Source organism: Streptomyces sp. RLA131, assembly GCF_056270125.1.
Genome location: NZ_JBWDOQ010000002.1, coordinates 2,845,134 through 2,871,954, shown reverse-complemented (window position 1 = coordinate 2,871,954; position 26,821 = coordinate 2,845,134). Strand labels below are relative to the sequence as shown.

Genomic DNA, 26,821 nt, shown 5'->3' with positions numbered 1-26,821 from the left:
TGCGTCCAGGAGTGACAATGGCCCTCGTGGACTTCGAAGCAGCGCTGCACGAGGCAATGGAAGCGGCCCGCCCGGTCATCGGCGCGGGGCGGGTCGCCGACTACATACCGGCCCTCGCCGGGACCGATCCCTCCGCCTTCGGCATGGCCCTGGCCACCGTGGACGGCGGCGTTCACGGGGTGGGCGACTGGGAGCAGCCCTTCTCCGTCCAGAGCATCTCCAAGCTCTTCACGCTCTGCCTCGTACTCGCCCGCACCGACGACGTCTGGAAGCGCGTCGGCCGCGAGCCGTCGGGCAACCCCTTCAACTCGCTCCTCCAGTTGGAGGCCGAACACGGCATCCCCCGCAACCCCTTCATCAACGCCGGGGCCATCGTCGTCACCGACCGCCTCCAGACCCTCACCGGTGACGCCTCCGGCGCCGTCCGCGACTTCCTCCGCGCCGAATCCGGCAACCCCGGCCTCGGCGCCGACCCCACCGTCGCCGCGTCCGAAGCGCTCCACGGCCACCGCAACGCCGCCCTGGCCCACTTCATCGCCAGCTACGGCAACCTCCACAACCCCGTCGACACCGTCCTGCACCACTACTACGACCACTGCGCCCTCACCGCGAGCTGCCGTGACCTCGCCCTCGCCGGGACCTTCCTCGCCCGCCACGGCCTCCGCGCCGACGCCTCGCGCCTCCTCACCCCCAGCAACGCCAAGCGCGTCAACGCCATCCTCCTCACCTGCGGCACCTACGACGCGGCCGGCGAATTCGCCTACCGGGTGGGGCTGCCCGGCAAATCCGGCGTCGGCGGCGCCATCCTCGCCATCCTCCCCGGCAAGGGCGCCCTCTGCGCCTGGAGCCCCGGCCTCGACCAGGCCGGCAACTCGGTGGCCGCCGTCGCGGCCCTGGACGCCTTCACGACGGCGACGGGATGGTCCGTGTTCTAGCCCGTGACCCGCCCGCCCGGCGCCGCGCCGCGCCCCGGGAACGACAAAGGCCCAGGTCGTGGGATTGACTCCCTGACCTGGGCCTTCGTCATGCAGAGCGGGCGACGGGAATCGAACCCGCGTAGCTAGTTTGGAAGACTAGGGCTCTACCATTGAGCTACGCCCGCAACGGCCTGTCATTCTGGCACATCAGATCGTAGCTGATGGACCAGGTTCCCCGCGCCGCGGATATATGGCAGCCGGCGCGTGCGGGGCCATGTACTCTACGTGTCGCACTGACGGGGTGTGGCGCAGCTTGGTAGCGCGTCCGCTTTGGGAGCGGAAGGTCGTCGGTTCGAATCCGGCCACCCCGACCATCAGTCCCGGTCCTGGCAACGGACCGGATCCGCTTGTTTGTGGTACCGGTAGGATGGGTCGTCGGCCGCCCGGTTCGGATCCATCGACCATCGACGGGCAGCCCCCATCAACGTAAAGCCCCCAAGGAGACCCAACCGTGAAGAGCGCCGTCGAGACTCTGAACCCGACCCGGGTTCGACTCACTGTCGAGGTGCCCTTCGAGGAGCTCAAGCCCAGCCTCGACGCGGCGTACAAGAAGATCAACCAGCAGGTCACGGTGCCGGGCTTCCGCAAGGGCAAGATCCCTGCGCGCGTCATCGACCAGCGGTTCGGCCGTGGCGCGGTCCTCGAAGAGGCCATCAACGACGCGCTGCCGAAGTTCTACACGGAGGCGGTCAACGAGGGCGAGCTGAATGTCCTCGGTCAGCCTGATGTCGACATCACCGAGTTCAACGACGGTGACGAGCTCAAGTTCACCGCCGAGGTGGACATCCGCCCGACGATCGAGATCCCGGACTACTCCGGTGTCGAGGTCACCGTCGACGCCATCGAGGTGTCGGACGAGGACGTCGACACGTCGCTGGAGCAGCTGCGTGAGCGTTTCGCCTCGACCACGCCGGTCGAGCGCGCCGCCGCCGAGGGCGACGTCGTCGTCATTGACCTGGAGGCCTCGGTCGACGGTGAGGTGCTGGAGGACGGCATCGCCAAGGGCGTCAGCTACACCATCGGCTCGGGCCAGCTCCTCGACGGCATCGACGAGGCCGTGACCGGCCTGGAGGCCGGTGGCACCGCCACCTTCGCCTCCGAGCTCAAGGGCGGCTCCGCGGCCGGCCGTGAGGCCTCGGTCAAGGTGGACGTCACCGCCGTGCAGGCCCGCGAACTGCCCGAGCTGGACGACGACTTCGCTCAGCTGGCCAGCGAGTTCGACACGCTGGAGGAGCTGCGCGCGGACAGCGTCAAGCGCCTGAAGCGGATCAAGCAGTACGACCAGGCCACCCAGGCCCAGGAGAAGGTGCTCGACGCCCTCCTGGAGCTCGTGGAGGTTCCGCTGCCGGAGAAGCTCCTCAAGGACGAGATCGAGACCCGCACGCACAACCTGGAGCACCACCAGTTCGAGGCCCTCGGCCTGACCTGGGAGAGCTACCTGGAGCGTGAGGGCAAGACCCGCGAGGAGTACGACGCCGAGGTCGAGGAGCAGGCGAAGAAGGGCATCAGGACCCAGTTCGTCCTCGACGAGCTGGTGTCGAAGGAGAAGCTGTCGGTCAACCAGGAGGAGCTCACCGAGCACCTCATGCGCCGCGCCGCCTCCTCCGGCATGAGCCCCGACCAGTTCGCCCAGGCCGTCGTCGAGGGCGGCCAGGTGCCGCTGCTCGTCGGTGAGGTCGCCCGCGGCAAGGCTCTGGCCGTGGTCGTCGAGGCCGCCAAGGTCGTCGACACCAACGGCGAGGTCGTCGACCTGGAGGACGAGGAGGACGAGACCGCCGAGACGGTCGAGGCCGCCGAGCTCTCCGAGGGCGACGCCGAGGCCGCAGCGGACGAGTCCGCCGAGTCCGCCGAGTCCTCCGAGGACAAGGCCTGATCTGGCCGCCCGCACCAGTACGTGACGACGGGCCCGGACGCCGCAAGTGCGTCCGGGCCCGTCGCGTTCGCCGCACACCCTGCGCTGACAGCGAACAGTTCCGCGTAGGGGATTGCTGGGCCCGACCTGCGCGTTAGGGTCCGTAAGTAGTAGGGAAGAGTGCCGACACGCAGAAGTACCCCATGGCACTCGGACCGCGAGAAGTCCCTGTGACGGCTGAGGGCCGTCCGACAACGAGCAGGTGGATACGTGACGCTTCCGATGCCTTCCGCCGCCGGCGAGCCGACCTTCGGTGGCCTCGGCGACCAGGTCTACAACCGACTGCTCAACGAGCGGATCATCTTTCTCGGCCAGGCGGTCGACGACGATATCGCCAACAAGATCACCGCACAGCTCCTCCTCCTTGCCGCCGACCCGGACAAGGACATCTACCTCTACATCAACAGCCCCGGCGGTTCCGTGACGGCCGGCATGGCGATCTACGACACCATGCAGTTCATCCCGAACCAGGTAGTCACCATCGCCATGGGCCTCGCCGCTTCGATGGGCCAGTTCCTGCTGACCGCCGGCGCTCCCGGCAAGCGCTTCGCGCTGCCGAACACCGACATCCTGATGCACCAGCCGTCGGCCGGCCTCGCCGGTTCGGCCTCGGACATCAAGATCCACGCGGAGCAGCTGCTGCGTACGAAGAAGCGGATGGCCGAGCTGATCGCACAGCACTCCGGCCAGTCCGTCGAGGCGATCACCCGCGACTCGGACCGCGACCGCTGGTTCTCCACCGAGGCGGCCAAGCAGTACGGCCTGATCGACGACGTCATCACGCACGCCGCCAACGTGCCGGGCGGCGGCGGCACCGGGGCCTGAGACCGGCCCCATACCCGCCACCCAGCCCACAGCCCATTTCCAGGACGGTGAACGTGAACCCCAACCACATCCCCGGCGGCAGTCTCTACGACCGTATGACGCCGGCCGAGGCCCGCTATGTCGTTCCACGTTTCGTGGAGCGCACCTCGCAGGGCGTCCGCGAGTACGACCCGTACGCCAAGCTCTTCGAGGAGCGGGTGATCTTCCTCGGCGTGCAGATCGACGACGCGTCCGCCAACGACGTCATGGCGCAGCTGCTGTGCCTGGAGTCGATGGACCCCGACCGTGACATCTCGGTCTACATCAACAGCCCCGGCGGCTCCTTCACCGCGCTGACGGCCATCTACGACACCATGCAGTTCGTGAAGCCGGACATCCAGACGGTCTGCATGGGCCAGGCGGCCTCCGCCGCCGCGATCCTGCTCGCGGCGGGCACCCCCGGCAAGCGCATGGCGCTGCCGAACGCCCGTATCCTGATCCACCAGCCGTACAGCGAGACCGGCCGCGGCCAGGTCTCCGACCTGGAGATCGCCGCGAACGAGATCCTGCGGATGCGGGCTCAGCTGGAGGAGATGCTGGCCAAGCACTCCAGCACGCCGATCGAGCAGATCCGCGACGACATCGAGCGCGACAAGATCCTGACGGCCGAGGAAGCCCTGACCTACGGGCTGATCGACCAGATCGTCTCGACCCGCAAGACGTCCTCCGCAGCGGTCTGAGGCAGGCGCGGGGACCCCTTCCGCGGTGGCTGGGGTAGTGCAGGTCACCACCCAGTCACCGCAAGGGGGGCCCGTACCGGGGTCCCGGCAAGGTACCGTCGATAGGCAAGCACCAGGACTCGTCGTAGCCGACGGGACCCAGGCGAAGGGGAAACACCTCGTGGCACGCATCGGTGACGGCGGCGACCTGCTGAAGTGCTCATTCTGCGGAAAGAGCCAGAAGCAGGTGAAGAAGCTCATCGCAGGGCCCGGTGTGTACATCTGCGACGAGTGCATCGACCTCTGCAACGAGATCATCGAGGAGGAGCTCGCGGAGTCCTCCGAAGTGCGCTGGGAAGACCTTCCCAAGCCGCGCGAGATCTACGAGTTCCTGGAGAGCTACGTCGTCGGCCAGGAGCCGGCGAAGAAGGCGCTCTCCGTCGCGGTCTACAACCACTACAAGCGCGTCCAGGCCGGCGAGAACAGCGGCGGGCGGGGTCACGACGACGCCATCGAACTGGCCAAGTCCAACATCCTGCTGCTGGGCCCCACCGGCTCCGGCAAGACCCTGCTGGCCCAGACCCTGGCCCGGATGCTGAACGTGCCCTTCGCCATCGCGGACGCCACCGCCCTGACCGAGGCGGGGTATGTCGGCGAGGACGTCGAGAACATCCTGCTGAAGCTGATCCAGGCGGCCGACTACGACGTCAAGAAGGCCGAGACCGGGATCATCTACATCGATGAGATCGACAAGGTCGCCCGGAAGAGTGAAAATCCTTCGATCACCCGGGATGTCTCCGGCGAGGGCGTGCAGCAGGCCCTGCTGAAGATCCTGGAGGGCACCACCGCGTCGGTGCCCCCGCAGGGCGGGCGCAAGCACCCCCACCAGGAGTTCATCCAGATCGACACGACCAATGTCCTCTTCATCGTCGGCGGCGCCTTCGCCGGCCTGGAGAAGATCATCGAGTCGCGGGCCGGCGCCAAGGGCATCGGCTTCGGAGCCACCATCCGCTCCAAGCGCGAGATCCAGGCCTCCGACCAGTTCCAGGAGGTCATGCCCGAGGATCTGGTCAAGTTCGGCATGATCCCCGAGTTCATCGGCCGCCTCCCGGTCATCACCAGCGTCCACAACCTGGACCGCGAGGCGCTGCTGCAGATCCTCATCGAGCCGCGCAACGCGCTCGTCAAGCAGTACGAGCGGCTCTTCGAACTCGACGGCGTGGAGCTGGAGTTCGAGCGTGCCGCGCTTGAGGCCATCGCCGACCAGGCGATCCTCCGCCAGACCGGCGCGCGCGGGCTGCGGGCCATCATGGAGGAGGTGCTGATGTCCGTGATGTACGAGGTGCCCTCGCGCAAGGACGTCGCCCGGGTCGTCATCACCGAGGACGTCGTCCACTCCAACGTCAACCCGACCCTGGTGCCGCGCGAGCCGCGCATCGTCGGCAAGGGCGAGCAGAAGAGCGCATAGCGCGCAGCGAGCAGCACGCAGCGCGCACGCGAAAGGGGGCGCCCGGAAATCTCCGGGCGCCCCCTTCGTGCTGCGACGGGCCGGGGCGGGCGGCTCAGTTCGCGACGCGCACCTCGCCGAGGAACTTCGCGGTGGTGTCGGCGAAGTCGGAGACCGACGGGGAGTCCGGGATCTTGCCGGAGGCCGCCGCCTCCGTACTGGGCGTGTACATCAGCAGGCCGGTCGTGCTGCTGTCCGCCCAGACGCAGAACGGGGACTTGAAGACGCCGTAGTCCTTCTCGCCGCACTTCAGGGTGATGCCGCTGTCCAGGCCGGACGGCGTCTGCTTGGTCGCGCTAGTGTCCGACAGGGCCGACGAGAGCATCTTGTCGGCGGTGGCCTCGGGGTCGTCTATGGAGCCGTAGGCACCGCCGAACGACAGCTGGGCGTCATCGCTCTTGTAGACGGAGGTGACGGACTTCCCGCCGCTGATGTACTCGTCGCTGCCGGACTGGGTGGCGGGGAGCGATTTGCTGTCGTCCTTGGAGTACGTGCCGCCGAGCACGGTGGCCGGGGTCGTCAGTTTGTAGTCGCCGCCGCTGCCGCCGCCGCTGTTCACCAGGACGGCGATGCCGCCGCCGACGATGCCCAGGACGGCCACCACGCCGATGACGATGCCGATGACCTTGCCCTTGCCGCCGCCCGACGGGGGCGGGGGAGGGGCACCCCAGCCGCCGGGGGCGGGCTGCTGGCCGTACGGGGGCTGCTGTCCGTAGGGCGGCTGCTGTCCGTACGGCGCCTGCTGCGGGTAGCCGCCCGGCTGCTGGGGCGGGTAGCCGTAGCCCGGTGCGGGCTGCGCGGGCTGCTGGGGGTGACCGGGCTGGCCGTACGGACCGGGCTGGCCACCGTAACCGGGCTGCGGCGGCGGCTGGTTGTAGCTCATGCGAGATTCCCCTCGTGATACAGCTGTCTCACAGACATCCTCGCGGATCGCTTGACCCGCCCTTACGTCGGGGCCGTGCCCCGGTCGCGGTGCTAACCGATCGCGACGCGGGTGTCGCCGCGCACCTTCGCGGTCAGCAGCGCCGCCGCGTCGGTGGAGGTGCTGCCGGTGACGGCGGCCACCGGGTCGAGGTCCAGCACCATGCCGACCGTGCTGGTGTCCCCCCATATGCAGACCGGGATGTTGATCGCGGTGCTGCTGCCGGAGGAGTCGACGGTGGTCTTGAAGACCTGGCACTTCATCACGGCCCCGCCGTCCAGGCCCTCCGGGGTAACCGTCCCGGGGCTGCCGATGGCCTCGGCCTTGTCGTCGTCGCTCTTGATGGACTCGGCGATGACCAGGAACAGCGCGTCGACGGCCTGTTCCGGCTGCGCCACCGTGCCGTACACGCCGGTGAACTGGAGCGCGGCCTTGTTGCCGCCCTCGTAGTCGGCCTGTACCGGGTGCGGGTCGGTGATACCGGGGACCTTGTCGAGGTCCTTCTTGTCGTCGGCGTCCAGGTCGCTGTCGTTCCGGCCCGCGCCGTCGCGCTTGAAGGTCCCGGCGACCGTCGCCGGTGTCGTCAGCTTGTACTTCTTTCCGTCGTCGGCGCTGTCGCCGCCGCTGCTCCCGCCGCCCGTGAGGGCGAGGACGCCACCGCCGATCACCGCCACGGCCACCACCACGCCGATCACGATGCCGACCGTCCGCCCCCGGCCCTTCGCCGCCGGTGGCGGGGGCGGCGGCGGGTATCCGTAGCCGTACGGCTGCTGTGGCTGCGGCTGCGGCGACTGCGGCTGCGGCTGCGCATACGGATTGGGCTGTGGCTGTGGCTGCTGTGGCTGCGGCTGCGCGTACGGGTTGGGCTGCGGCGGATACGGCTGCTGCTGCGGCGGATACGGCTGCGGCTGCCCGTACGGACCGGGCTGGCCGCCGTAGCCGTAACCGGGCGGTGGCGGAGGCTGGTTGAAGCTCATCGTCGGATTCCCCTCGCTGTGTGATGCGTCATCCTCCCGGATCCCCGTTCCCGCCCCCGCCGCGGGGCGGGAACGGATTCGTAACGCGGCGCGGTGCGCCCGTAGACTGACCGTTGTGACCGAGAACCCTCAGCAGCCCGCAGCCACCCCCACCGAACTGCCGACCCAGTACGCGCCGGCCGAGGTAGAGGGGCAGCTGTACGAGCGCTGGGTGGAGCGCGGTTACTTCGAGGCCGACGCGAAGAGCGACAAGAAGCCGTACACCATCGTCATTCCGCCGCCGAACGTCACGGGCAGCCTCCACCTGGGCCACGCCTTCCAGCACACGCTGATGGACGCCCTCACGCGCCGCAAGCGGATGCAGGGCTTCGAGGCGCTGTGGCTGCCCGGCATGGACCACGCGGGCATCGCCACCCAGAACAAGGTGGAGCAGCAGCTCGCCGAGGAGGGCAAGTCCCGGCACGACCTGGGACGCGAGGCCTTCGTCGACCGCGTGTGGCAGTGGAAGGAGGAGTACGGCGGCAGGATCCTCGGCCAGATGCGCCGGCTCGGCGACGGCGTGGACTGGTCGCGTGAGCGCTTCACCATGGACGAGGGGCTGTCGCGCTCCGTCCAGACGATCTTCAAGAAGCTGTACGACGACGGGCTGATCTACCGCGCCGAGCGCATCATCAACTGGTGCCCGCGCTGTCTGACGGCCATCTCCGACATCGAGGTCGAGCACGAGGACCGCGACGGCGAACTGGTCTCCATCCGGTACGGCGAGGGCGAGAACTCCATCGTCGTGGCCACCACCCGGGCCGAGACGATGCTCGGCGACACCGCCGTCGCCGTCCACCCCGACGACGAGCGCTACCGCCATCTGGTCGGCACCGAGATCGAGTTGCCGCTCACCGGCCGCCGGATCCCGATCGTCGCCGACGAGCACGTGGACCCGGAGTTCGGCACCGGCGCGGTCAAGGTGACGCCGGCCCACGACCCCAACGACTTCGAGATCGGCCAGCGGCACAACCTGCCGTCGCTGACGATCATGGACGAGCACGCGCGCATCACCGTCCACGGCCCGTTCCAGGACCTGGACCGGCTGGAGGCCCGGGACGCCGTGGTCGGCGCGCTGCGCTCGCAGGGCCGGATCGTCGCCGAGAAGCGCCCGTACGTCCATGCCGTGGGCCACTGCTCGCGCTGCAGGACGATCATCGAGCCCCGGCTGTCCCTGCAGTGGTGGGTCAAGGTCGAGCCGCTGGCGAAGGCCGCCGGTGACGCGGTGCGCGACGGGCGCACGAGGATCCACCCGCAGGAGATGTCCGGCCGCTACTTCCAGTGGGTCGACAACATGCACGACTGGTGCATCTCGCGCCAGCTGTGGTGGGGTCACCGGATCCCCGTCTGGTACGGCCCCGACGGTGAGGTCGTCTGCGTCGGCCCCGACGAGCAGCCGCCGTCGGGCGAGGGCTGGACGCAGGACTCCGACGTCCTGGACACCTGGTTCTCCTCCGGCCTGTGGCCGTTCTCGACCCTCGGCTGGCCGGAGCGGACCCCGGACCTGGAGAAGTTCTACGCCACCGACGTGCTGGTGACCGGCCACGACATCATCTTCTTCTGGGTCGCCCGGATGATGATGTTCGGCCTGTACGCGATGGACGGGGTCGCCCCCTTCCACACCATCGCCCTCACCGGCCTGGTGCGCGACGAGCGCGGCAAGAAGATGTCCAAGTCCTTCGGCAACGTCGTCGACCCGCTGGACTGGATGGACAAGTACGGGTCGGACGCGCTGCGTTTCACGCTCGCGCGGGGCGCCAACCCCGGCACGGACGTGCCGATCGGCGAGGACTGGGTCCAGGGCTCCCGTAACTTCACCAACAAGATCTGGAACGCGACCCGCTTCGCGCTGATGAACGGCGCGACCGTGGAAGGCGCCCTGCCGGCGGCCGAGGAGATGTCGGCGGCCGACCGCTGGATCCTGTCCCGGCTCAACGCCACCGTCGCCGAGGCCGACGCGCTCTACGACGACTACCAGTTCGCGAAGCTCAGCGACGCCCTGTTCCACTTCGCGTGGGACGAGGTCTTCGACTGGTACGTCGAGCTGTCCAAGACCACCTTCATCGCCGGCGGCCGCCCGGCGGAGGTCTCCGGGCGGGTGCTGGGCGAGGTGCTCGACGTGCTGCTGCGGCTGCTGCACCCGGTCGTGCCGTTCGTCACCGAGACGCTGTGGACGACGCTCACCGGTCGCGAGACCGTGGTCGTCGCCGCCTGGCCGGGCGACTCCGGCTTCCGTGACCCGGCCGCCGAGGCCGAGATCGGCGCCGTCCAGTCCCTGATCACCGAGGTCCGCCGCTTCCGCGCCGACCAGGGCCTCCAGCCCGGCCAGAAGGTCCCGGCCCGCCTCGACCTGGCCGGCACCGGTCTGGACGCGCACGAGCCGGCGGTCCGCCAGATCCTCCGACTCCAGCCGGAGGGGGAGACCTTCACCGCCACCGCCACCCTGCCGGTGGCCGGCGCGACGGTCGCCCTCGACCTGTCCGGCACGATCGATGTCGCGGCGGAGCGCAAGCGCCTCGCCAAGGACCTCGCCGCCGCCGAGAAGGAGAAGGCCCAGGCCAACGCCAAGCTCGGCAACGAGGCGTTCCTGGCGAAGGCGCCCGAGCCGGTCGTCGGCAAGATCCGTGCCCGCCTGGCCGCCGCCGAGGCCGACATCGCCCGCATCACCGCCCAGCTGGCCTCGCTGCCGCAGGCCTGACCTCGAATCGCCGGGCGGGCCGGGAATCCGGCCCGTCCGGCGACCGGGGGCAAGGCGCGGCCGAAGGCCGTGCGCACCGCGCGGCGCGCGGCTCCGTAGACTGGGCACCGTGAGTACGCGCCCCGAGGATGACGATTCCCTGCTCGACGCCCTGTCCACCGACGACGACGGCGTGACGCCCGACCGCGAAGCGGACCTGGCCGTGATCGAGGCGGGCAGCCGCACCCTCCGTGCGGGCGGCACCGCATCGCAGGACGACGGGGTGCCGACCCGTCCCAAGGACCCCGGACTGGACAAGGCCCTGCGCGCGGTCGAGGCCGAGCTGGCCGACCGCTGGGGCGAGACGAAACTTGAGCCGTCACTCGACCGGATGACGGCGCTGACGGACATCCTGGGCGAGCCGCAGCGTTCGTATCCGGCGATCCACATCACCGGCACCAACGGCAAGACCAGCACCGCCCGCATGATCGAGCAGCTGCTGCTCGCCTTCGACCTGCGCACCGGGCGGTACACCAGCCCGCATGTGCAGTCCGTCACCGAGCGGATCAGCCTGGACGGCGCGCCGATCGCGGCGGAGAAGTTCATCGAGACCTACGGCGACATCAAGCCGTACGTCGAGATGGTGGACGCCGCGCAGCAGCACCGGATGTCGTTCTTCGAGGTGCTGACGGGCATGGCCTATGCCGCGTTCGCCGACGCGCCGGTGGATGTGGCCGTGGTCGAGGTCGGCATGGGCGGCAGCTGGGACGCCACCAACGTGGTGGACGGCTCGGTGGCCGTGGTGATGCCGATCTCGCTGGACCACACCGACCGCCTCGGCGGGACGCCGGCCGAGATCGCCCAGGAGAAGGCCGGGATCATCAAGAAGGACGCCACCGTCGTCCTGGCCCAGCAGCCCGTGGACGCGGCGCAGGTGCTGCTGCGCAAGGCCGTCGAGGTGGACGCCACGGTGGCCCGCGAGGGCATGGAGTTCGGGATCGCGCACCGCGAGGTGGCGGTCGGCGGGCAGATGCTGACACTGCGTGGGCTGGGCGGCGAGTACGAGCAGGTGTTCCTGCCGCTGCACGGCGAGCACCAGGCCCACAACGCGGCGGTGGCGCTGGCGGCCGTCGAGGCCTTCTTCGGCATCGGCACCTCGCACGCCCGGACCCTGGACATCGACACGGTCCGTTCGGCCTTCGCCAACGTCACCTCGCCGGGCCGGCTGGAGGTCGTACGGCGCAGCCCGACCGTCGTGCTGGACGCGGCGCACAACCCGGCGGGCGCGCGGGCGTCGGCGTCGGCGGTCGCGGAGTCCTTCGGGTTCACCCATCTGGTGGGTGTCGTCGGGGCGAGCGGTGACAAGGACGTCCGCGGGCTGCTGGAGGCGTTCGAGCCGGTGTTCTCCGAGGTCGTGGTGACGCAGAACTCGACCTTCCGCGCCATGGACGTGGACGAGCTGGCGGCGATCGCGGTCGAGGTCTTCGGCGACGACCGGGTGCAGGTCGAGCCCCGGCTCGACGACGCGCTGGAGGCGGCGATCACGCTCGCGGAGGAAGAGGGCCAGTTCTCCGGGGCCGGCGTACTGGTCACCGGCTCGGTGATCACGGTGGGAGAGGCCCGGCTGCTGCTGGGCCGGAAGTGAGCGGTGGAAAGCAATGCGGACGCTGTGCGCGAGCACTCTGATCGGTGAGTTCTTCGTGATCGGCTTCGCCGGTCTCGTCGCGATGAAGCAGCCCGGCCTGACGGCCGCCACCGTGTGGACGGTGAGCGGCGTGGCGATGGTGCTGTGCGTGCTGCTGTGCGGGGTGCTCACCCGGCCGGGCGGTCTGGCGGGCGGCTGGGTGCTGCAGGCCGGCCTGGTCGCGAGCGGCTTCGTCCTGCCGACGATGTTCTTCCTGGGGGCGGTCTTCGCCGCCCTGTGGTGGGCCTCGGTCCACTACGGCCGCAGGATCGACGAGGCCAAGGCCAGGCATGCGGTACAGGCCGCCTGAGCGGGCCGCGACACGCCTTGTAATGTCGTCGTACCTTGCACCCAGCATCTAGGAGCAGATCCGTGTCCCAGCGCAGCCTCGTCATCCTCAAGCCGGACGCCGTCCGCCGTGGCCTGATCGGCGAGATCATCGGCCGTATCGAGCGCAAGGACGGCTGGAGTGTCACCGCGCTGGAGCTGCGCACCCTGGACCGGGCCACCCTGGAGTCGCACTACGCCGAGCACGTCGGCAAGCCGTTCTACGAGCCGCTGGTGGACTTCATGCTCTCCGGCCCGGTCGTGGTCGCCGTCGTCGAGGGCGAGCGCGTCATCGAGGGCGTACGGGCCCTGGCGGGCCCCACCGACCCGATCGCGGCGGCGCCGGGCTCCATCCGCGGCGACTTCGGCACGATCGTGCGGGAGAACCTGATCCACGCCTCGGACTCCGAGGAGTCCGCCGAGCGCGAGATCAAGATCTTCCACCCCGGCCAGGCCTGATCCACTTCTGATCCACTCCTGACGCTCGATCAGCGCAACGGGCGGCCGGAAATATTTTTCGGCCGCCCACCTGCATATGCGGCGGTCAACCGGGAACCAATTCCGCCGACACGGCGTCACCATTACTGGGGTGCGCTGTGTGTTCTGATGACAATGGCGGCGGTACCCGGAAACCCGTGTCCCGGCGGGCGCGACTACGATGGAACCCGCCGCTCCAACCTCCCACCCCACACCGCTCCAGCTCGGGAAGGCCAGACGTATCCTCATGGCGAACAACATGTCGTTCATCGGCCGTGACATGGCTGTCGACCTCGGGACCGCCAACACGCTGGTGTACGTCAGGGGTCGCGGGATCGTTCTCAACGAGCCATCCGTGGTCGCCATCAACACCAACACCGGCGGCATTCTCGCGGTCGGCGCCGAGGCGAAGAAGATGATCGGCCGGACCCCCGGCAACATTGTCGCGGTCCGCCCTCTCAAGGACGGCGTGATCGCGGACTTCGAGATCACCGAACGCATGCTGCGCCACTTCATCGTGACCATCCACAAGCGCCGCTATCTGGCCCGCCCGCGCGTGGTGGTCTGTGTTCCCTCCGGTATCACCGGCGTCGAGCGCCGCGCCGTGATCGAGGCGGCGACCCAGGCCGGTGCCCGCACGGTGCACATCATCGAGGAGCCGATGGCCGCCGCGATCGGCGCCGGACTCCCGGTGCACGAGGCCACCGGCAACATGGTGGTCGACATCGGCGGCGGCACGACCGAGGTCGCGGTGATCTCACTCGGCGGGATCGTCACCGCCCAGTCGATCAGGGTGGCCGGCGACGAGCTGGACAACGCGATCATCCAGCACATCAAGAAGGAGTACTCGCTCCTCCTCGGTGAGCGCACCGCCGAGTCCATCAAGCTGACCATCGGCTCCGCGTTCGACCTGAAGAAGGACGAGCACACCGAGATCCGCGGCCGCGACCTCGTCTCCGGACTGCCCAAGACGGTGGTGATCTCCGCCACCGAGGTCCGCAAGGCCATCGAGGAGCCGGTCAACGCCATCGTCGACGCGGTGAAGACCACGCTCGACAAGTGCCCGCCCGAGCTGTCCGGCGACATCATGGACCGCGGCATCGTGCTGGCCGGCGGCGGCGCCCTGCTGCGCGGTCTGGACGAGCGGCTGCGCCACGAGACCGGCATGCCGATCCACATCGCCGAGGACCCGCTGAACTCCGTCGCGCTCGGCGCGGGCAAGTGCGTCGAGGAGTTCGAGGCGCTCCAGCAGGTGCTGGACGCCTCACCGCGCAGATGACGCGAATGCCTTCGTAAGATCCCTCGTACGGGTGACGGGTGACTGCCGGTCCGTACGCCGGATCGTTGTACCCCCGGCACACACACGCGCAAACCGACGAGGAAGGCACGGACTCGCCCCCGTGAGGGACACACGAGAGAGCCGGCTGCTGCTGGTGCTGCTGGTGGCGATCGCGTTCGCGCTGATCACCGTGGACATCCGAGGCGGCGAGTCGTCGCCGCTGGACGGCGCCCGCTCGGCGGCGGCCACCGTCTTCGGTCCGGTCGAGAACGGGGTCGCCGCGGCCGTCAACCCGGTGGGCAACGCCATAGCGGCGGTGCGGCACTCCGGATCCAACAGCGACAAGATCGGCGAGCTGGAGCGGGAGAACGCCCAGCTCAAGCAGGAACTGGGCAGCAAGGACACCACCCGGGCCCGGGCCAAGGAGCTCGACAGGCTGCTGAAGACGGCGGCGTCCGGCCAGTACCGAGTCAAGGGCGCCCAGGTGATCGCCATAGGGGCCGCGCAGGGCTTTTCCTGGACCGTCACCATCGACGCCGGCAGCGGCGACGGCATCGAGCGCGACATGACCGTCCTCAACGGCGACGGCCTGGTCGGCCGGGTCACCACCGTCGGCCCGTCCACCTCGACCGTGCTGCTCGCCTGCGACCCGGACTTCACCGTCGGCACCCGGCTGGAGAAGACCTCCGAGCTGGGCTTCGCCACCGGCCAGGGCGGCCGCGCGATGCGGGTCTCGCTGCTCAACGGCAAGGCCGACGTCCGGAAGGGCGACCGGCTGGTCACCTTCGGCTCGCAGGCCGACAAGCCGTTCGTGCCGGGCGTCCCGGTCGGCACCGTCACCAAGGTCAACCCGTCCTCGGGCAACCTCACCAAGACCATCGAGGTCAGGCCGTTCGTGGGCTTCAGCAAGCTCGACATCGTCGGGGTCGTCGTACAGGCGCCGCGCAAGGACCCGCGCGACTCGGTGCTCCCCGCCAAGCCCACTCCGGCGCCGACCGTCACGGTCACCGTCACGCCCAGCACCGAACCGACCGGTTCCGCGGGCTCCAGCCCGGCAGGGGGGAACTGACCCGATGCGTTCGCCGCATGTGCAGCACCGCGCCGACCACAGCGCCCGCACCGACCACACCGCGACCGGCCGAGCCGTACACCCGGCGTCCGCGGTACGCACGGGAGGGGAGATCGCATGAGGCGTGTGTTCCTGTCCGCCGGACTCGTCGTCGTGGCCCTGGTCGTCCAGGTGTGCGTCCTGGCCCGGCTCCAACTACCCGGCGCCGTCCCGGACCTGCTGCTGCTGACCGTCGTCGGCCTCGCCCTCACCTACGGGCACGTGGGCGGCGCCCTCGTCGGCTTCGGGGCCGGTCTGCTCGCCGACCTCGCCCCGCCCGCCGACCACGCGGCCGGCCGCTACGCCCTGGTGCTGTGCATCATCGGCTACCTCGCCGGCCTGGCCCGCCCCGACAGCGGCCAGTTGCGCACCGCCGCCGGCCCCATGCTCGTGGTCGTGGCCGCCGCGATCGGCTCCACGCTGCTCTACGCCTGCGTCGGCGCCCTGGTCGGCGACACCGCCGCCCAGCACGTCGGCCTCGGCCAACTGCTGTTCACCGCGGCCCTGTACGACCTGCTCCTCGCGCCCTTCACCGTTCCCTGGATCATGGCGCTGGCCCGCAGACTCGACAACGATCCCCTGGCCGAGGACGCCTCCGGCGGGTTCGGCGGCTTCGGCGGTTCGCGAACCACCAGCCGTATCGGCGGCCAGCGCGCCGGTCTGCTGGGCCGGGCCGGCCGGGTCACCGGAGTCGCGAAGGGCGGTCGCCGGCTGTGAGCAACATCCCCGAGACGGGCCGTACGCCCCGGATCACCATCCGGCTGGTCATCCTCCAGATGATCGTGCTGTCGCTGCTCCTCACCCTCGGCGGACGCCTGTGGTACCTCCAGATCCGCAACGGTGACGAGTACACCGAGCAGGCGAACAGCAACAACGTCCAGGAGGTCGTCACCCCCGCCGTGCGCGGCTCGATACTGGACGACAAGGGCGTGCCGCTCGCCGACAACGAGACCCGCCTCGTGGTCTCCGCCAGCCGTACCGACCTGCTGAAGCAGAAGGACGACGGCAAGGCCGTCCTCACCCGGCTCGCCGACGTCCTGGGCATGAAGACCGAGGACGTCCGCAGCAAGGTCCGGCTCTGCGACTCCAAGACGCCCAAGCCGTGCTGGAACGGATCGCCCTACCAGCCGATCCCGATCACCGACGAGGCGACCACCCAGCAGGCCCTCCAGATCATGGAGCGCCGCGAGGACTTCCCCGGCATCACCGCCGAGCCCACCGCCGTACGCCGCTACTCCTCGCCCAGCGGCGCCAAGGCCGCCCAGGTCCTCGGCTATCTCTCGCCCGTCACCGACGACGAGATCGCCACCGCGGAGAAGAAGGGCAAGACGCTGCTGCGCTCCGACTCCGTGGGCCGGTCCGGCCTGGAGAAGACGTACGACAGCGAGCTGCGCGGCACGGCCGGCGTCACCCGCTACGAGGTGGACAACCTCGGCCGGATCATCGGCAAGGCCGGCGAGACCAAGTCGCAGGCCGGCGGCAATCTGGTCACCAGCATCGACTCCAGGGTCCAGGCGGTCGCCGAGAAGGAACTCGCCCAGGCGATCAAGGACGCCCGCAAGACCTATGACAAGGTCACCAGCAGCTACTACAAGGCGGACTCCGGTGCCGTCGTGGTGATGGACGTGCACACCGGCCAGGTCGTCGCGATGGCCAGCGCGCCCACGTACGACAACAACGCCTGGGTGGGCGGCATCTCCGCCAAGGACTACAAGAGGCTCACGAGCAAGTCCTCCAACTACCCGTTGCTCAACCGGGCCATACAGGGTCAGTCCGCCCCCGGCTCCACCTTCAAGCCGATCTCCACCTCCGCCGCGGTCAACGCCGGCTACTCCATCGACGGCCGCTACGCCTGTCCGTCCTCGATGACCATCGGCGGCCGGCTCTTCAAGAACTTCGAGGGCGAGAGCGCCGGCTCCATCACCCTGGCCCACGCCCTGGAGATCTCCTGCGACACGGTCTTCTACGGCCTGTCCTACGACCAGTGGCTCAAGGACGGCGGCACCAAGCCGAAGAAGCACACCAAGGACTGGTTCTACAAGACCGCCAAGGCGTTCGGTCTCGGCTCCCGGACCGGCATCGACCTGCCCGGCGAGGTCGAGGGCCGGATCCCCGACCGCCAGTGGAAGCGGGCGTACTACGAGGCCAACAAGGTCTACTGGTGCAAGGTCGCCAAGAGCGACAAGCACGACTACGCCAGCGAGATCGCCCGCGAGAACTGCACCGACGGCTATGTGATGCGTGCCGGTGACTCGGTCAACTACGCCATCGGCCAGGGCGACACCCTCGTCACCCCGATCCAGATGGCCCGGGTGTACTCCGCGATCGCCAACGGCGGCACCCTCTACCAGCCCAGCATCGGCAAGGCCGTGATCAGCGCCGACGGCAGGACGGTCACCCGGATCAAGCCGAAGGTCACCGGCCGGGCGCCGGACAGCAAGAAGACCCTGAAGTACATCAACCAGGCGCTCGCGGGCGTGGTCACCAGCGGTACCGCCGCCTGGCGCTTCGGCGGCTGGCCGCAGGACAAGATCACCCTGCACGCCAAGACCGGTACCGCCGAGGTCGCCGGCAAGCAGACCACCTCCTGGTTCACCACGTACTCCAAGGACTACGCGGTCATCATGACGATCTCCCAGGGCGGTACCGGCTCCGGCGGTTCGGGCCCGGCCGTGCGCAAGATCTACGAGGCGATGTACGGCGTCCAGAAGGACGGCTCCATCGACAACAAGAAGGCGCTGCTGCCGCACCCCGTCACCAGGCTGCCGAAGATCAACGGCGACGGCACGGTGACGGCGGCACAGGGCAGCCGGGCCCAGAAGGCGTCCTACGACATCCCGTGGGTGCCCTCGGGCGGCGGCGGGACCGTGGCGCTGGCCGCGCTGAGCCCCGACCGCAGTGAGAAGTACCTGCTCGGACGGAGGTACTGGTGATGACCGGCGCCTCCGCGCACAGCTACAGCACCCGCCGCTTCACCCCCCAGCGCGGCACCGTCGGCAGGCTGCTGGCCCGTGACTCGGTGGTGCGCCGGCTGGACTGGCCGCTGCTGGCCGCCGCCGTCGCCCTGTCGCTGATCGGCACCGCCCTGGTGTACTCCGCGACCCGCAACCGCACCGAACTGACCCACGGCGACCAGTACTACTTCCTGCTGCGGCACCTGATGAACACCGGTATCGGCCTCTGCCTGGCGACCGCCACCATCGTGCTGGGCCACCGCAGGCTGCGCGGCGCGGTGCCGGTGCTCTACGGCATCTCCGTCGTCTTGGTGCTGCTGGTGCTGACGCCGCTGGGCTCCACGGTCAACGGCGCGCACGCCTGGATCGTGCTCGGCGGCGGCTTCTCGCTCCAGCCGTCGGAGTTCACCAAACTGACCATCATCCTGAGCATGGCGATGGTGCTGGCCGCACGGGTGGACGCCGGCGACCGCCTGCACCCCGACCACCGGACCGTCGCCCAGGCCCTGGGCTTCGCCATCGCCCCGATGGCCATCGTCATGCTGATGCCCGACCTGGGCTCCGTGATGGTCATGGCCGTCATCGTGCTGGGCGTGCTGCTGGCCTCCGGCGCCTCCAACCGCTGGGTCCTGGGGCTGATCGGCACCGGGACGGCGGGCGCCGTGCTCATCTGGCAGCTGGGCGTTCTCGACCAGTACCAGATCGACCGCTTCGCCGCCTTCGCCAACCCCGCGCTCGACCCCGCCGGCGTCGGCTACAACACCAACCAGGCGCGGATCGCGATCGGTTCCGGCGGACTGCTCGGCAAGGGCCTGTTCCACGGCAGCCAGACCACCGGCCAGTTCGTGCCCGAGCAGCAGACCGACTTCGTCTTCACCGTGGCCGGGGAGGAGCTGGGCTTCGCCGGCGCCATCCTCATCCTCGTCCTGCTGGGCGTGGTGCTCTGGCGCGCCTGCCGGATCGCCCGCGACGCCACCGACCTGTACGGCACGGTCATCGCCGCCGGGATAGTGGCCTGGTTCTCCTTCCAGGCGTTCGAGAACATCGGCATGACGCTGGGCATCATGCCGGTCGCGGGTCTGCCGCTGCCCTTTGTCTCGTACGGCGGATCGTCGATGTTCGCCGTGTGGGTCGCGGTCGGGCTGCTGCAGGCCGTGCGCATGCAGCGCCCCATGTCTGCGTGAACGCCCGGCCGCGGCCGGCGGGCCCGTTGCGGTGGGCCAAGGCCCCGATTACGTTCCCTGTATGGGGAACCGTATGCCGGAGACCGAGCGCAAGTACGAAGCCGTCACGGAGAGTACCGAGCCCGACCTGAGCGGTCTGCCGGGGGTGGCGGCGATCCGCGACCTGGGCCCGGCCGAGCTGGACGCCGTCTACTTCGACACCACCGACCTGCGGCTCGCCGTCCACCGCACCACCCTGCGCCGCCGCACCGGCGGCGACGACGCCGGCTGGCACCTCAAACTCCCCACCGCCGCGGCCGACACCCGCACCGAGGTGCACGCCCCGCTGGGCCAGGACGACCGGCACATCCCCCGGCAGCTGGCGGCCGAGGTGGCCGTCCACACCCGGGGACGTCCCCTGGAGCCGGTGGTACGCCTGCGCACCACCCGGCGGCGGATCCATCTGCTCGACGAGGACGGGGAACCGCTCGCCGAGATCGCCCACGACCGTGTCACCGCCGGACACCCCCGGGCCGGCTCCCGTGAGGTGCCCCCGGACGTCACCTGGACCGAGACCGAGGTCGAGCTGATGGGCGCCGGCCGGACCGACCTGCTCGACGCGGTGGAGGAACGGCTGGCGGCCGCCGGAATCCACCGCTCCGCCTCCGCCTCCAAGCTCGCCCGGGCCCTGGGAGGCCGGCTGGCCGCCGTGCCGCGGCCCGCCGAACCGCCGGCCGCCCCGGTCACGGCCGGCGACGCGGTGCTGGCGTATCTCCACGAACAGGTACGCGCCATCGCCGGCCACGACCCCGCCGTGCGCCGCGACGAGGAGGACTCCGTCCACCAGATGCGCGTCTCCACCCGGCGCCTGCGCAGCGCCCTGAAGTCCTTCCGGCGCGAACTGGACCGTACCGTCACCGACCCCGTCGGGGACGAGCTGAAGTGGCTCGCCGCGGTCCTCGGCGCCGAACGCGACCGCGAGGTCCTGGCCGAGCGGCTCGTACAGCGCCTCACCGAGCTTCCCCCCGGGCAGGCCACCGAGACCGTACGCGCCCGGTTGAGCGGGGGCTCCGGGCCCTCGCACACCGACGCGCGCGCCACCTTGCTGCGCGAGTTGGACGGCGCCCGCTACTTCGCGCTCCTCGACACCCTCGACGCGCTCCTCGCCGACCCGCCGCTGCTGGAGGCCGCGGGCGCTCCCGCCCACGAGGCCGTCACCAGGGCGGTCCGCCGTGACCACCGCCGGCTGCGCCGCGACATCGATCACGCCCTCGGCCTCGACACGGGCCACGAGCGCGACCTCGCCCTCCACGAGGCCCGCAAGGCCGCCAAACGCGCCCGCTACAGCAGCGAGGCGGCCCGGCCGGTGCTGGGCAAGCCCGCCGTCAAGCACACCAGGCGCATGAAGCACGTCCAGCAACTCCTGGGCGAGCACCAGGACAGCGTCATCGCCCATGAGGCCCTCGACCGTCTCGCCGGGCAGGCACGCGCCGAGGCCGCCGCCGAGCAGGAGCTCGCCGCCCTCGGCGCCCTCGCGCGGCGCGAGCGCGACCTCGCGCTGGAGGCCGAGGCCCGGCTCCCCGAGGTCTGGCGGAAGTCGGACCGTGGCAGGCTCGCGGCGTGATCGCCCGCGTGGACGCGTTACGCTGGATGGTCAATCCCTGCCGCTGACGAAAGACACCTCCTCTGATGCCTGTCGAGTCGGTCTTCCCTCGCCTGGAAGCGCTTCTCCCGCACGTCCAGAAGCCCATTCAGTACGTGGGCGGAGAGCTGAACTCCACCGTCAAGGAGTGGGACAGCTGCGACGTGCGCTGGGCGCTGATGTACCCGGACGCCTACGAGGTCGGGCTGCCCAACCAGGGCGTCATGATCCTCTACGAGGTGCTGAACGAGCGCGAGGGCGTGCTCGCCGAGCGCACCTACAGCGTGTGGCCGGACCTGGAAGCGCTGATGCGCGAGCACGGCGTGCCGCAGTTCACGGTGGACGCCCACCGCCCGGTGAAGGCCTTCGACGTCTTCGGCCTGAGCTTCTCCACCGAGCTCGGCTACACCAACATGCTCACCGCCCTCGACCTGGCCGGCATCCCGCTGGAGGCGAAGGACCGCACGCTGGACGACCCGATCGTGCTGGCCGGCGGCCATGCCGCGTTCAACCCGGAGCCGATCGCGGACTTCCTGGACGCCGCGGTCATCGGTGACGGCGAGCAGGCCGTCCTGGACATCACCGAGGTCGTCCGGGCCTGGAAGGCCGAGGGCCGCCCCGGCGGCCGCGACGAGGTGCTCTTCCGGCTGGCCCGCACCGGCGGGGTGTACGTCCCGAAGTTCTACGACGTCGAGTACCTGCCGGACGGCCGGATCGCCCGCGTCGTGCCCAACCGCTCCGGCGTGCCGTGGCGGGTCTCCAAGCACACCGTGATGGACCTCGACGAGTGGCCGTACCCCAAGCAGCCGCTGGTGCCGCTCGCCGAGACCGTCCACGAGCGGATGTCCGTGGAGATCTTCCGCGGCTGCACCCGCGGCTGCCGCTTCTGCCAGGCCGGCATGATCACGCGCCCCGTACGGGAGCGAAGCATCACCGGCATCGGCGAGATGGTGGACAAGGGCCTGAAGGCGACCGGCTTCGAGGAGGTCGGCCTGCTCTCGCTGTCCTCGGCCGACCACAGCGAGATCGCGGAGGTCGCCAAGGGCCTGGCCGACCGTTACACCGAGGACAAGATCGGTCTGTCGCTGCCGTCGACCCGCGTCGACGCCTTCAACATCGACCTGGCCAACGAGCTGACCCGCAACGGCCGCAGGTCCGGCCTGACCTTCGCCCCCGAGGGCGGCAGCGAGCGTATCCGCAAGGTCATCAACAAGATGGTCTCGGAGGACGACCTGATCCGGACCGTCGCCACCGCGTACGGCAACGGCTGGCGTCAGGTGAAGCTCTACTTCATGGCCGGCCTGCCCACCGAGACCGACGAGGACATCCTCCAGATCGCCGAGATGGCCAAGAAGGTCATCCAGAAGGGCCGCGAGGTCACCGGCCAGAACGACATCCGCTGCACGGTGTCGATCGGCGGCTTCGTGCCCAAGCCGCACACCCCCTTCCAGTGGTCCCCGCAGCTCGGTGTCGAGGAGACCGACGCCCGCCTGGAGAAGCTGCGCGACGCCATCCGCAGCGACCGCAAGTACAGCCGCAACATCGGCTACCGCTACCACGACGGCAAGCCCGGCATCATCGAGGGCCTGCTCTCGCGCGGCGACCGGCGGGTCGGCGCGGTCATCCGCGCCGTCTACGAGGACGGCGGCCGGTTCGACGGCTGGCGCGAGCACTTCTCGTACGACCGCTGGATGCGGTCCGTGCACAAGGCGCTGCCCGGCCAGGGCGTCGACCTCGCCTGGTACACCACCCGCGAGCGCACCTACGAGGAGGTCCTGCCCTGGGACCACCTGGACTCCGGCCTGGACAAGGACTGGCTCTGGGAGGACTGGCAGGACGCGCTCGACGAGAGCGAGGTCGAGGACTGCCGCTGGACGCCGTGCTTCGACTGCGGCGTGTGCCCGCAGATGGACACCCACATTCAGATCGGCCCGACGGGCCAGAAGCTGCTGCCGCTGACGGTGGTCAAGTAGCGCGGCCCGCCCGGTGGGCGGAGCAGGCACCGAGGGCGCCCAGGCAGTCACGGCCTGGGCGCCCTTCGCGTTGTGTCGGTCGGGAACATCCGAGGTCAACCTTCTCCGGGACATGTGGGCTGTCATCAGTACAGGCCGTGGGCCAGGTGCACCGCCCGCTGGCAGCACCTGAGAGGAACCGGGGTCTGTACGGGCGCCTGAATGGACACCCACATGCGGATCGGCCCGACGGGCCAGAAGTTGCTGCCGCTGACGGTGATCAATCAGCGCGGCGGCGCCCGGTGGTCCGGCAGGCGTTCGCGGGAAACGCGGGAAATCGTCATCCCCGGTGCCCGGGTTGAATTCGGTGCTGCGGAACTCGGCCTACACCCGCGCTGTTCTCCGCGGCCCTGTTGACAACCTCTTTCCCGGGCGGAAAGGTTACCGGTCGGAACTGACGCCGTCCCGGGGGCTGATGAGATTGGTTCGGCCATTGAACCGCAGGTCGGGACCGAAGTCACGCGTCAGTCTGCGGGCGATTGGTCCGGCCGACGAGCAGCGGTTCCTTGAGTTGGCGCGGTCCAGCTTCGAGTCCCACAGCCCCTGGGTCGTGTTGCCGCGTACCCCTGCGGCTTTCTCGGCGTATCTCGCGAGATCGGATCACGTCAACGCCGTCTGTATGGTGCTCTGTCTGGAGGACGGCGGTGATCTGGCCGGAATACTGAACATCAATGAAATCGTGCGCGGACCCTATCAGCGGGGCGTTCTGGGATATGCCGTGTTCCAGCCGTTCGCCGGGCAGGGATTCATGTCCGAAGGTCTCGCGCTCGCGGTTCGTCACGCGTTCGACTCACTGGATCTGCACCGCGTGGAAGCCGATATCCAGCCGGAGAACATCGCCTCGATCAAACTGGTGCGAAGACTCGGCTTCCGGCGCGAGGGACTCTCGCCCGGGTTCGTGAGGATCGGCGGGGTCTGGCGCGATCACGAGCGATGGGCGTTGACGAAGGACATGGAGGCAGGCTCCTCGCCGGAGAGCCGGCAGCCCGGGCAGCGCGGGTAGTGCCGCCCCGCCCGCCCCGCCCGCCCCGCCCGCCCCGCCCGCCCCGCCCGCCCCGCCCGCCCCGCCCGCCCCGCCCGCCCCGCCCGCCCCGCCCGCCCCGCCCGCCCCGCCCGCCCCGCCCGTCCCGGCCGGTCACGCCGCCGCGGTCGCGACTCCCCTCGCACGCCGCCCGGTTCCGGGCCGGGCGCGATGTGCTGGAATGGTGTCCGTGCCGGAACTCATAGCCCCCGATGTCCGCGTCCACGCCTCCTACGTCGCCGCGATGGAGGAGTTCCGTGCCGAGGGACGCGGTGCGCCCGGCGAGATCTCGTCCATCGGGGTCGCGATCCGCGAGTACGGCCACCGCTGGCACGACCCCGCGGTCTTCGCCGAGTACGTGTCCCGGGCCCGCACCCTCACCCCCGACCCGATCGCCCTGTGCACCACCTACTGGTACGTCGACGGCGACCACTACCTCGGCCGGCTCGCCATACGCCACCAACTCACTCCGCCATGGGGTCAGTTCATCGGCCACATCGGCTACGACATCCGTCCCACCGACCGTCGCGCGGGCCACGCCACGGCGATGCTGCGCGCCGCGCTGCCGTACGCGAACTCGCTGGGGCTCGACCCCGCCCTCATCACCTGTGACACCACCAACCTCGCCTCCCGCAAGGTCATCGAGGCCTGCGGCGGTGTCTTCGCGGACCGGATGGACGTCAAACTGCGCTTCTGGGTGCCCACGGCCGTCGAGTAGCGTGCGGCCATGAGCGAACGGGGGCACGACCAGAGGTACGGGGAGAGCGACGGCTGCCTGGTCGCGGCGGTGCGGCTGCCCATACGGATCGTGGCCGTGATCGTCGTACTGCCGGTCCGGATGCTCTGGGACCTGGTCACACCGCCGGTGCGGTGGCTCTGGCGCCGGGTGTTCGCCCCCGCGCTGGAATGGCTGGTGCGGTATCTGCTGGTGCTGCCGCTGGCGTGGCTGGTGAACTGGCTGGTCCTGGTGCCGCTCACGCTGCTGTGGCGGTATGTGCTGGCCCCGGTGGGCCGGGCCGTCGGGGCGGCGCTGCTCTGGCTCGGCCGCACCGTGCTGGCGCCGCTGGCGGTCCTGCTGTGGCGGTACGTTCTCGTGCCGGTGGGCCGGGCCGTGGCCTGGGCGCTGCAGGTGCTGGTCGTCGCGCCGCTCACGGCGCTGTGGCGGTACGTGCTCGGGCCCGTCGTCCGCGCGGTGGCCGCCGTTCTGGGATACGCGTGGCGGGTCGCCGGGTATGTGTCGCGGGCGGTCGGCCGGGCCCTGCGGTGGCTCGGCTGGGTGTTCGTGGGGGCCCCGGTGAGCTGGGTGTGGCGGGAACTGCTGCGCCCGGTGGGCCGCTTCGTACGGCGAGAGCTGTGGTGGCCGGTGCGCAGGACGCTGCGGGCGGTGCGGGCCGATGTGCGGCGGGCGCTGTTCGGATCGACGGGTGCCGACCGCTGACCTGCTCCGGCGGCTCGCCGGCCGCCGCGAGGGATGCGGCGGCCTCCTCGACGGCCCCCGCGAGGGCGAAGGCTTCGGCTGCCATGAGATGCGCGGCGCGGGCGGCGTCCGGGTCCCCGCAGATCCGGTAGGCGTGGGCGAGGCGGTACAGGACCCGGCCCGTCTCGTAGCTCCCGTCGAACCGCGCGAACAGCTCCAGTGCCTCGTGGTGTGCCTGGACCGCCTCCGCTCCGCGGCCCGCGTGCTGGAGGGCGATGCCGAGGTTGTTCCACGTCCTGGCCTCCCGCACGCGGTTGCCCACGGCCTGGAACAGGTCCCGGGCCCGGGTGTGGGCGCCGATGATCTCCTCCGCGCGGCCCGCCTCCAGCAGGGCGGTGCCCAGGTGGTCCACGCGGTGGCCTCGCCGTTGACGTCGCCGGTGTGCTCGAACAGCTCCCGGGCGTGGACATGGGCGTCGGCGGCCTCGCCGAACGCGCCGGTGGCCCGCAGCGCCAGGCCGAGGTTGTTCCACGTCATCGCCTCGCTGCCGCGCCTGCCCACGGCCCGGAACAGGTCACGGGCCCGGGTGTGGGCCTCGATCGCCTCGGCCCCGCGGCCGACCTCCCGCAGGGCGGCCCCCGTGCTGGTCCACGCACAGGCCTCGCCCACCCGGTCGCCGAACCGGCGGGCGGCCGTCCGCGCGCTGCGGCACACGGCGATCAGGTCGTCGTAGTGCCGCCGCCAGTCCAGGTACTCGGCCGGCCGCAGCGCCAGATCCACGGCGACGACGGCGTGCCGGTCGTCGCCGGACCACTGGGCGGCGGCCACCGGACCGGCCCGTTCCGCGTCCGGCCACGCCAGCGCCTCCGCCCGGTCCTCGAACCTCTCCGGCACCGGTATGCCCGCCAGCCACCGCAGCTGGCGGTCGGCCGCTTCGGCCTGCCGGAAGTAGTGGCGGTCCAGCATCCGGGCCCGCGCCATGCTGGCCCAAGTCGGCCAGCCCGGTGGGTGGTTCGCACCTGACGTACAGTCAGAACGGGGGTGGTGCCGGCGGGCCGCCGGTGCGGAGCGACCGCGGGCCCGCCGTCGCGGGCACTGCCCGCCGGAGCCGCCGGTGCCGCCGCCGCGCCCGGGTACGGCGCGGACGAGTAACCTGGAACCCGACACGACAGCCCCACGCGGGGCCCACGCACATTCAAAGGA

Annotated in this window: 21 protein-coding genes, 2 tRNA genes and 2 pseudogenes; 20 read left to right on the top strand and 5 right to left on the bottom strand. The window is 70.3% G+C overall.

All coding sequences use genetic code 11. From position 1 onward, the window contains the following. The first annotated feature begins 26 nt into the window (after window positions 1–26). A complete protein-coding gene (locus RWE79_RS14030) occupies window positions 27–935 on the top strand; it encodes a glutaminase (protein WP_475940401.1) in 909 nt (302 codons plus the stop codon). Window positions 936–1,031: 96 nt separating this feature from the next. Here RWE79_RS14030 and RWE79_RS14025 read toward each other — a convergent pair. After that, window positions 1,032–1,102, bottom strand: a tRNA-Gly gene (locus RWE79_RS14025). Between the two features lie 112 nt (window positions 1,103–1,214). Between RWE79_RS14025 and RWE79_RS14020 the strand changes: the two genes are divergently transcribed. The 5 genes from RWE79_RS14020 to clpX all read left to right on the top strand — a co-directional run bounded on the left by RWE79_RS14020 (window position 1,215) and on the right by clpX (window position 5,880). Further along, window positions 1,215–1,291: transfer RNA gene (locus RWE79_RS14020), tRNA-Pro, on the top strand. 137 nt (window positions 1,292–1,428) lie between these two features. Then, window positions 1,429–2,850 carry a trigger factor gene (tig, locus tag RWE79_RS14015; RefSeq protein WP_475940400.1) on the top strand — a complete coding sequence of 474 codons (1,422 nt, stop codon included), beginning with the start codon at window positions 1,429–1,431 and terminating at the stop codon, window positions 2,848–2,850. A gap of 249 nt (window positions 2,851–3,099) precedes the next feature. Beyond that, a complete protein-coding gene (locus RWE79_RS14010; RefSeq protein WP_475940399.1) occupies window positions 3,100–3,714 on the top strand; it encodes an ATP-dependent Clp protease proteolytic subunit in 615 nt (204 codons plus the stop codon). Window positions 3,715–3,809: 95 nt separating this feature from the next. Beyond that, window positions 3,810–4,433, top strand: a complete 624-nt coding sequence (locus tag RWE79_RS14005; RefSeq protein WP_475945803.1) for an ATP-dependent Clp protease proteolytic subunit — start codon at window positions 3,810–3,812, stop codon at window positions 4,431–4,433. Window positions 4,434–4,593: 160 nt separating this feature from the next. Then, window positions 4,594–5,880, top strand: coding sequence for an ATP-dependent Clp protease ATP-binding subunit ClpX (gene clpX, locus RWE79_RS14000; RefSeq protein WP_475940398.1), 1,287 nt, complete (start codon window positions 4,594–4,596; stop codon window positions 5,878–5,880). 94 nt (window positions 5,881–5,974) lie between these two features. Here the strand turns inward: clpX and RWE79_RS13995 are convergent, their stop codons facing one another. Together RWE79_RS13995 and RWE79_RS13990 are read right to left on the bottom strand one after the other, a co-directional pair. Further along, on the bottom strand, window positions 5,975–6,802 hold the full coding sequence (locus tag RWE79_RS13995) for a hypothetical protein (RefSeq protein WP_475940397.1): 828 nt from the start codon (window positions 6,800–6,802) through the stop codon (window positions 5,975–5,977). A 92-nt stretch (window positions 6,803–6,894) separates the two neighbouring features. Then, complete coding sequence (locus RWE79_RS13990) at window positions 6,895–7,818, bottom strand: hypothetical protein (RefSeq protein WP_475940396.1); 924 nt, start codon at window positions 7,816–7,818, stop codon at window positions 6,895–6,897. Window positions 7,819–7,933: 115 nt separating this feature from the next. Here RWE79_RS13990 and RWE79_RS13985 point away from each other — a divergent pair, with 115 nt between their 5' ends. From RWE79_RS13985 to RWE79_RS13920, 14 genes are all read left to right on the top strand, one after another. Then, window positions 7,934–10,555: a valine--tRNA ligase gene (locus RWE79_RS13985; protein WP_475940395.1), complete on the top strand. Its 2,622-nt coding sequence runs from the start codon at window positions 7,934–7,936 to the stop codon at window positions 10,553–10,555. Window positions 10,556–10,694: 139 nt separating this feature from the next. Continuing rightward, window positions 10,695–12,179 carry a bifunctional tetrahydrofolate synthase/dihydrofolate synthase gene (folC, locus tag RWE79_RS13980; RefSeq protein ID WP_475945801.1) on the top strand — a complete coding sequence of 495 codons (1,485 nt, stop codon included), beginning with the start codon at window positions 10,695–10,697 and terminating at the stop codon, window positions 12,177–12,179. 13 nt (window positions 12,180–12,192) lie between these two features. Continuing rightward, the gene (locus tag RWE79_RS13975; RefSeq protein WP_475940394.1) at window positions 12,193–12,528 is read left to right on the top strand and encodes a DUF4233 domain-containing protein; all 336 of its coding nucleotides are present in this window, start codon (window positions 12,193–12,195) and stop codon (window positions 12,526–12,528) included. Between the two features lie 62 nt (window positions 12,529–12,590). Beyond that, complete coding sequence (gene ndk, locus RWE79_RS13970) at window positions 12,591–13,004, top strand: nucleoside-diphosphate kinase (RefSeq protein ID WP_475940393.1); 414 nt, start codon at window positions 12,591–12,593, stop codon at window positions 13,002–13,004. Window positions 13,005–13,281: 277 nt separating this feature from the next. Next, entirely contained in the window at window positions 13,282–14,301 is a 1,020-nt protein-coding gene (locus tag RWE79_RS13965; protein WP_475945799.1) for a rod shape-determining protein, read from the top strand. Window positions 14,302–14,422: 121 nt separating this feature from the next. Next, window positions 14,423–15,370 carry a rod shape-determining protein MreC gene (gene mreC, locus RWE79_RS13960; RefSeq protein ID WP_475940392.1) on the top strand — a complete coding sequence of 316 codons (948 nt, stop codon included), beginning with the start codon at window positions 14,423–14,425 and terminating at the stop codon, window positions 15,368–15,370. 117 nt (window positions 15,371–15,487) lie between these two features. Further along, window positions 15,488–16,126, top strand: coding sequence for a rod shape-determining protein MreD (gene mreD / locus RWE79_RS13955; protein WP_475940391.1), 639 nt, complete (start codon window positions 15,488–15,490; stop codon window positions 16,124–16,126). Next, window positions 16,123–18,342: a penicillin-binding protein 2 gene (gene mrdA / locus RWE79_RS13950; RefSeq protein ID WP_475940390.1), complete on the top strand. Its 2,220-nt coding sequence runs from the start codon at window positions 16,123–16,125 to the stop codon at window positions 18,340–18,342. The genes mreD and mrdA overlap by 4 nt, the downstream gene beginning before the upstream one ends. After that, window positions 18,342–19,547, top strand: coding sequence for a rod shape-determining protein RodA (rodA, locus tag RWE79_RS13945; protein ID WP_475940389.1), 1,206 nt, complete (start codon window positions 18,342–18,344; stop codon window positions 19,545–19,547). The genes mrdA and rodA overlap by 1 nt, the downstream gene beginning before the upstream one ends. A 61-nt stretch (window positions 19,548–19,608) precedes the next feature. Beyond that, entirely contained in the window at window positions 19,609–21,150 is a 1,542-nt protein-coding gene (locus RWE79_RS13940) for a CYTH and CHAD domain-containing protein (RefSeq protein WP_475940388.1), read from the top strand. 65 nt (window positions 21,151–21,215) lie between these two features. After that, a complete protein-coding gene (locus RWE79_RS13935; protein WP_475940387.1) occupies window positions 21,216–23,141 on the top strand; it encodes a TIGR03960 family B12-binding radical SAM protein in 1,926 nt (641 codons plus the stop codon). 454 nt (window positions 23,142–23,595) lie between these two features. Next, window positions 23,596–24,183 (top strand): GNAT family N-acetyltransferase, encoded by a 588-nt coding sequence (locus RWE79_RS13930; RefSeq protein WP_475945797.1) that lies wholly within the window; start codon window positions 23,596–23,598, stop codon window positions 24,181–24,183. Between the two features lie 199 nt (window positions 24,184–24,382). Next, window positions 24,383–24,919, top strand: a complete 537-nt coding sequence (locus tag RWE79_RS13925; protein WP_475940386.1) for a GNAT family N-acetyltransferase — start codon at window positions 24,383–24,385, stop codon at window positions 24,917–24,919. A gap of 9 nt (window positions 24,920–24,928) precedes the next feature. Beyond that, complete coding sequence (locus RWE79_RS13920; protein ID WP_475940385.1) at window positions 24,929–25,639, top strand: hypothetical protein; 711 nt, start codon at window positions 24,929–24,931, stop codon at window positions 25,637–25,639. A 130-nt stretch (window positions 25,640–25,769) separates the two neighbouring features. Here RWE79_RS13920 and RWE79_RS13915 read toward each other — a convergent pair. Both RWE79_RS13915 and RWE79_RS13910 read right to left on the bottom strand, forming a co-directional pair. Further along, window positions 25,770–26,030, bottom strand: a pseudogene (locus RWE79_RS13915) (tetratricopeptide repeat protein); the annotation flags it as partial. Between the two features lie 92 nt (window positions 26,031–26,122). Then, window positions 26,123–26,584, bottom strand: a pseudogene (locus RWE79_RS13910) (regulator); the annotation flags it as partial. Between the last annotated feature and the right edge of the window lie 237 nt (window positions 26,585–26,821).

What these genes read in the sequence shown, in the direction of transcription:
- RWE79_RS13930 (WP_475945797.1), top strand. Translation starts at nt 23,596, where the DNA reads ATGAGATTGGTTCGGCCATTGAACCGCAGGTCGGGACCGAAGTCACGC.
- RWE79_RS13990 (WP_475940396.1), bottom strand. Translation starts at nt 7,818, where the DNA reads ATGAGCTTCAACCAGCCTCCGCCACCGCCCGGTTACGGCTACGGCGGC.
- RWE79_RS14005 (WP_475945803.1), top strand. Translation starts at nt 3,810, where the DNA reads ATGACGCCGGCCGAGGCCCGCTATGTCGTTCCACGTTTCGTGGAGCGC.
- RWE79_RS13935 (WP_475940387.1), top strand. Translation starts at nt 21,216, where the DNA reads ATGCCTGTCGAGTCGGTCTTCCCTCGCCTGGAAGCGCTTCTCCCGCAC.
- RWE79_RS13975 (WP_475940394.1), top strand. Translation starts at nt 12,193, where the DNA reads ATGCGGACGCTGTGCGCGAGCACTCTGATCGGTGAGTTCTTCGTGATC.
- rodA (WP_475940389.1), top strand. Translation starts at nt 18,342, where the DNA reads ATGACCGGCGCCTCCGCGCACAGCTACAGCACCCGCCGCTTCACCCCC.
- RWE79_RS13940 (WP_475940388.1), top strand. Translation starts at nt 19,609, where the DNA reads ATGGGGAACCGTATGCCGGAGACCGAGCGCAAGTACGAAGCCGTCACG.
- RWE79_RS13995 (WP_475940397.1), bottom strand. Translation starts at nt 6,802, where the DNA reads ATGAGCTACAACCAGCCGCCGCCGCAGCCCGGTTACGGTGGCCAGCCC.
- RWE79_RS13925 (WP_475940386.1), top strand. Translation starts at nt 24,383, where the DNA reads ATGGTGTCCGTGCCGGAACTCATAGCCCCCGATGTCCGCGTCCACGCC.
- RWE79_RS13920 (WP_475940385.1), top strand. Translation starts at nt 24,929, where the DNA reads ATGAGCGAACGGGGGCACGACCAGAGGTACGGGGAGAGCGACGGCTGC.
- RWE79_RS13965 (WP_475945799.1), top strand. Translation starts at nt 13,282, where the DNA reads ATGTCGTTCATCGGCCGTGACATGGCTGTCGACCTCGGGACCGCCAAC.
- mreD (WP_475940391.1), top strand. Translation starts at nt 15,488, where the DNA reads ATGAGGCGTGTGTTCCTGTCCGCCGGACTCGTCGTCGTGGCCCTGGTC.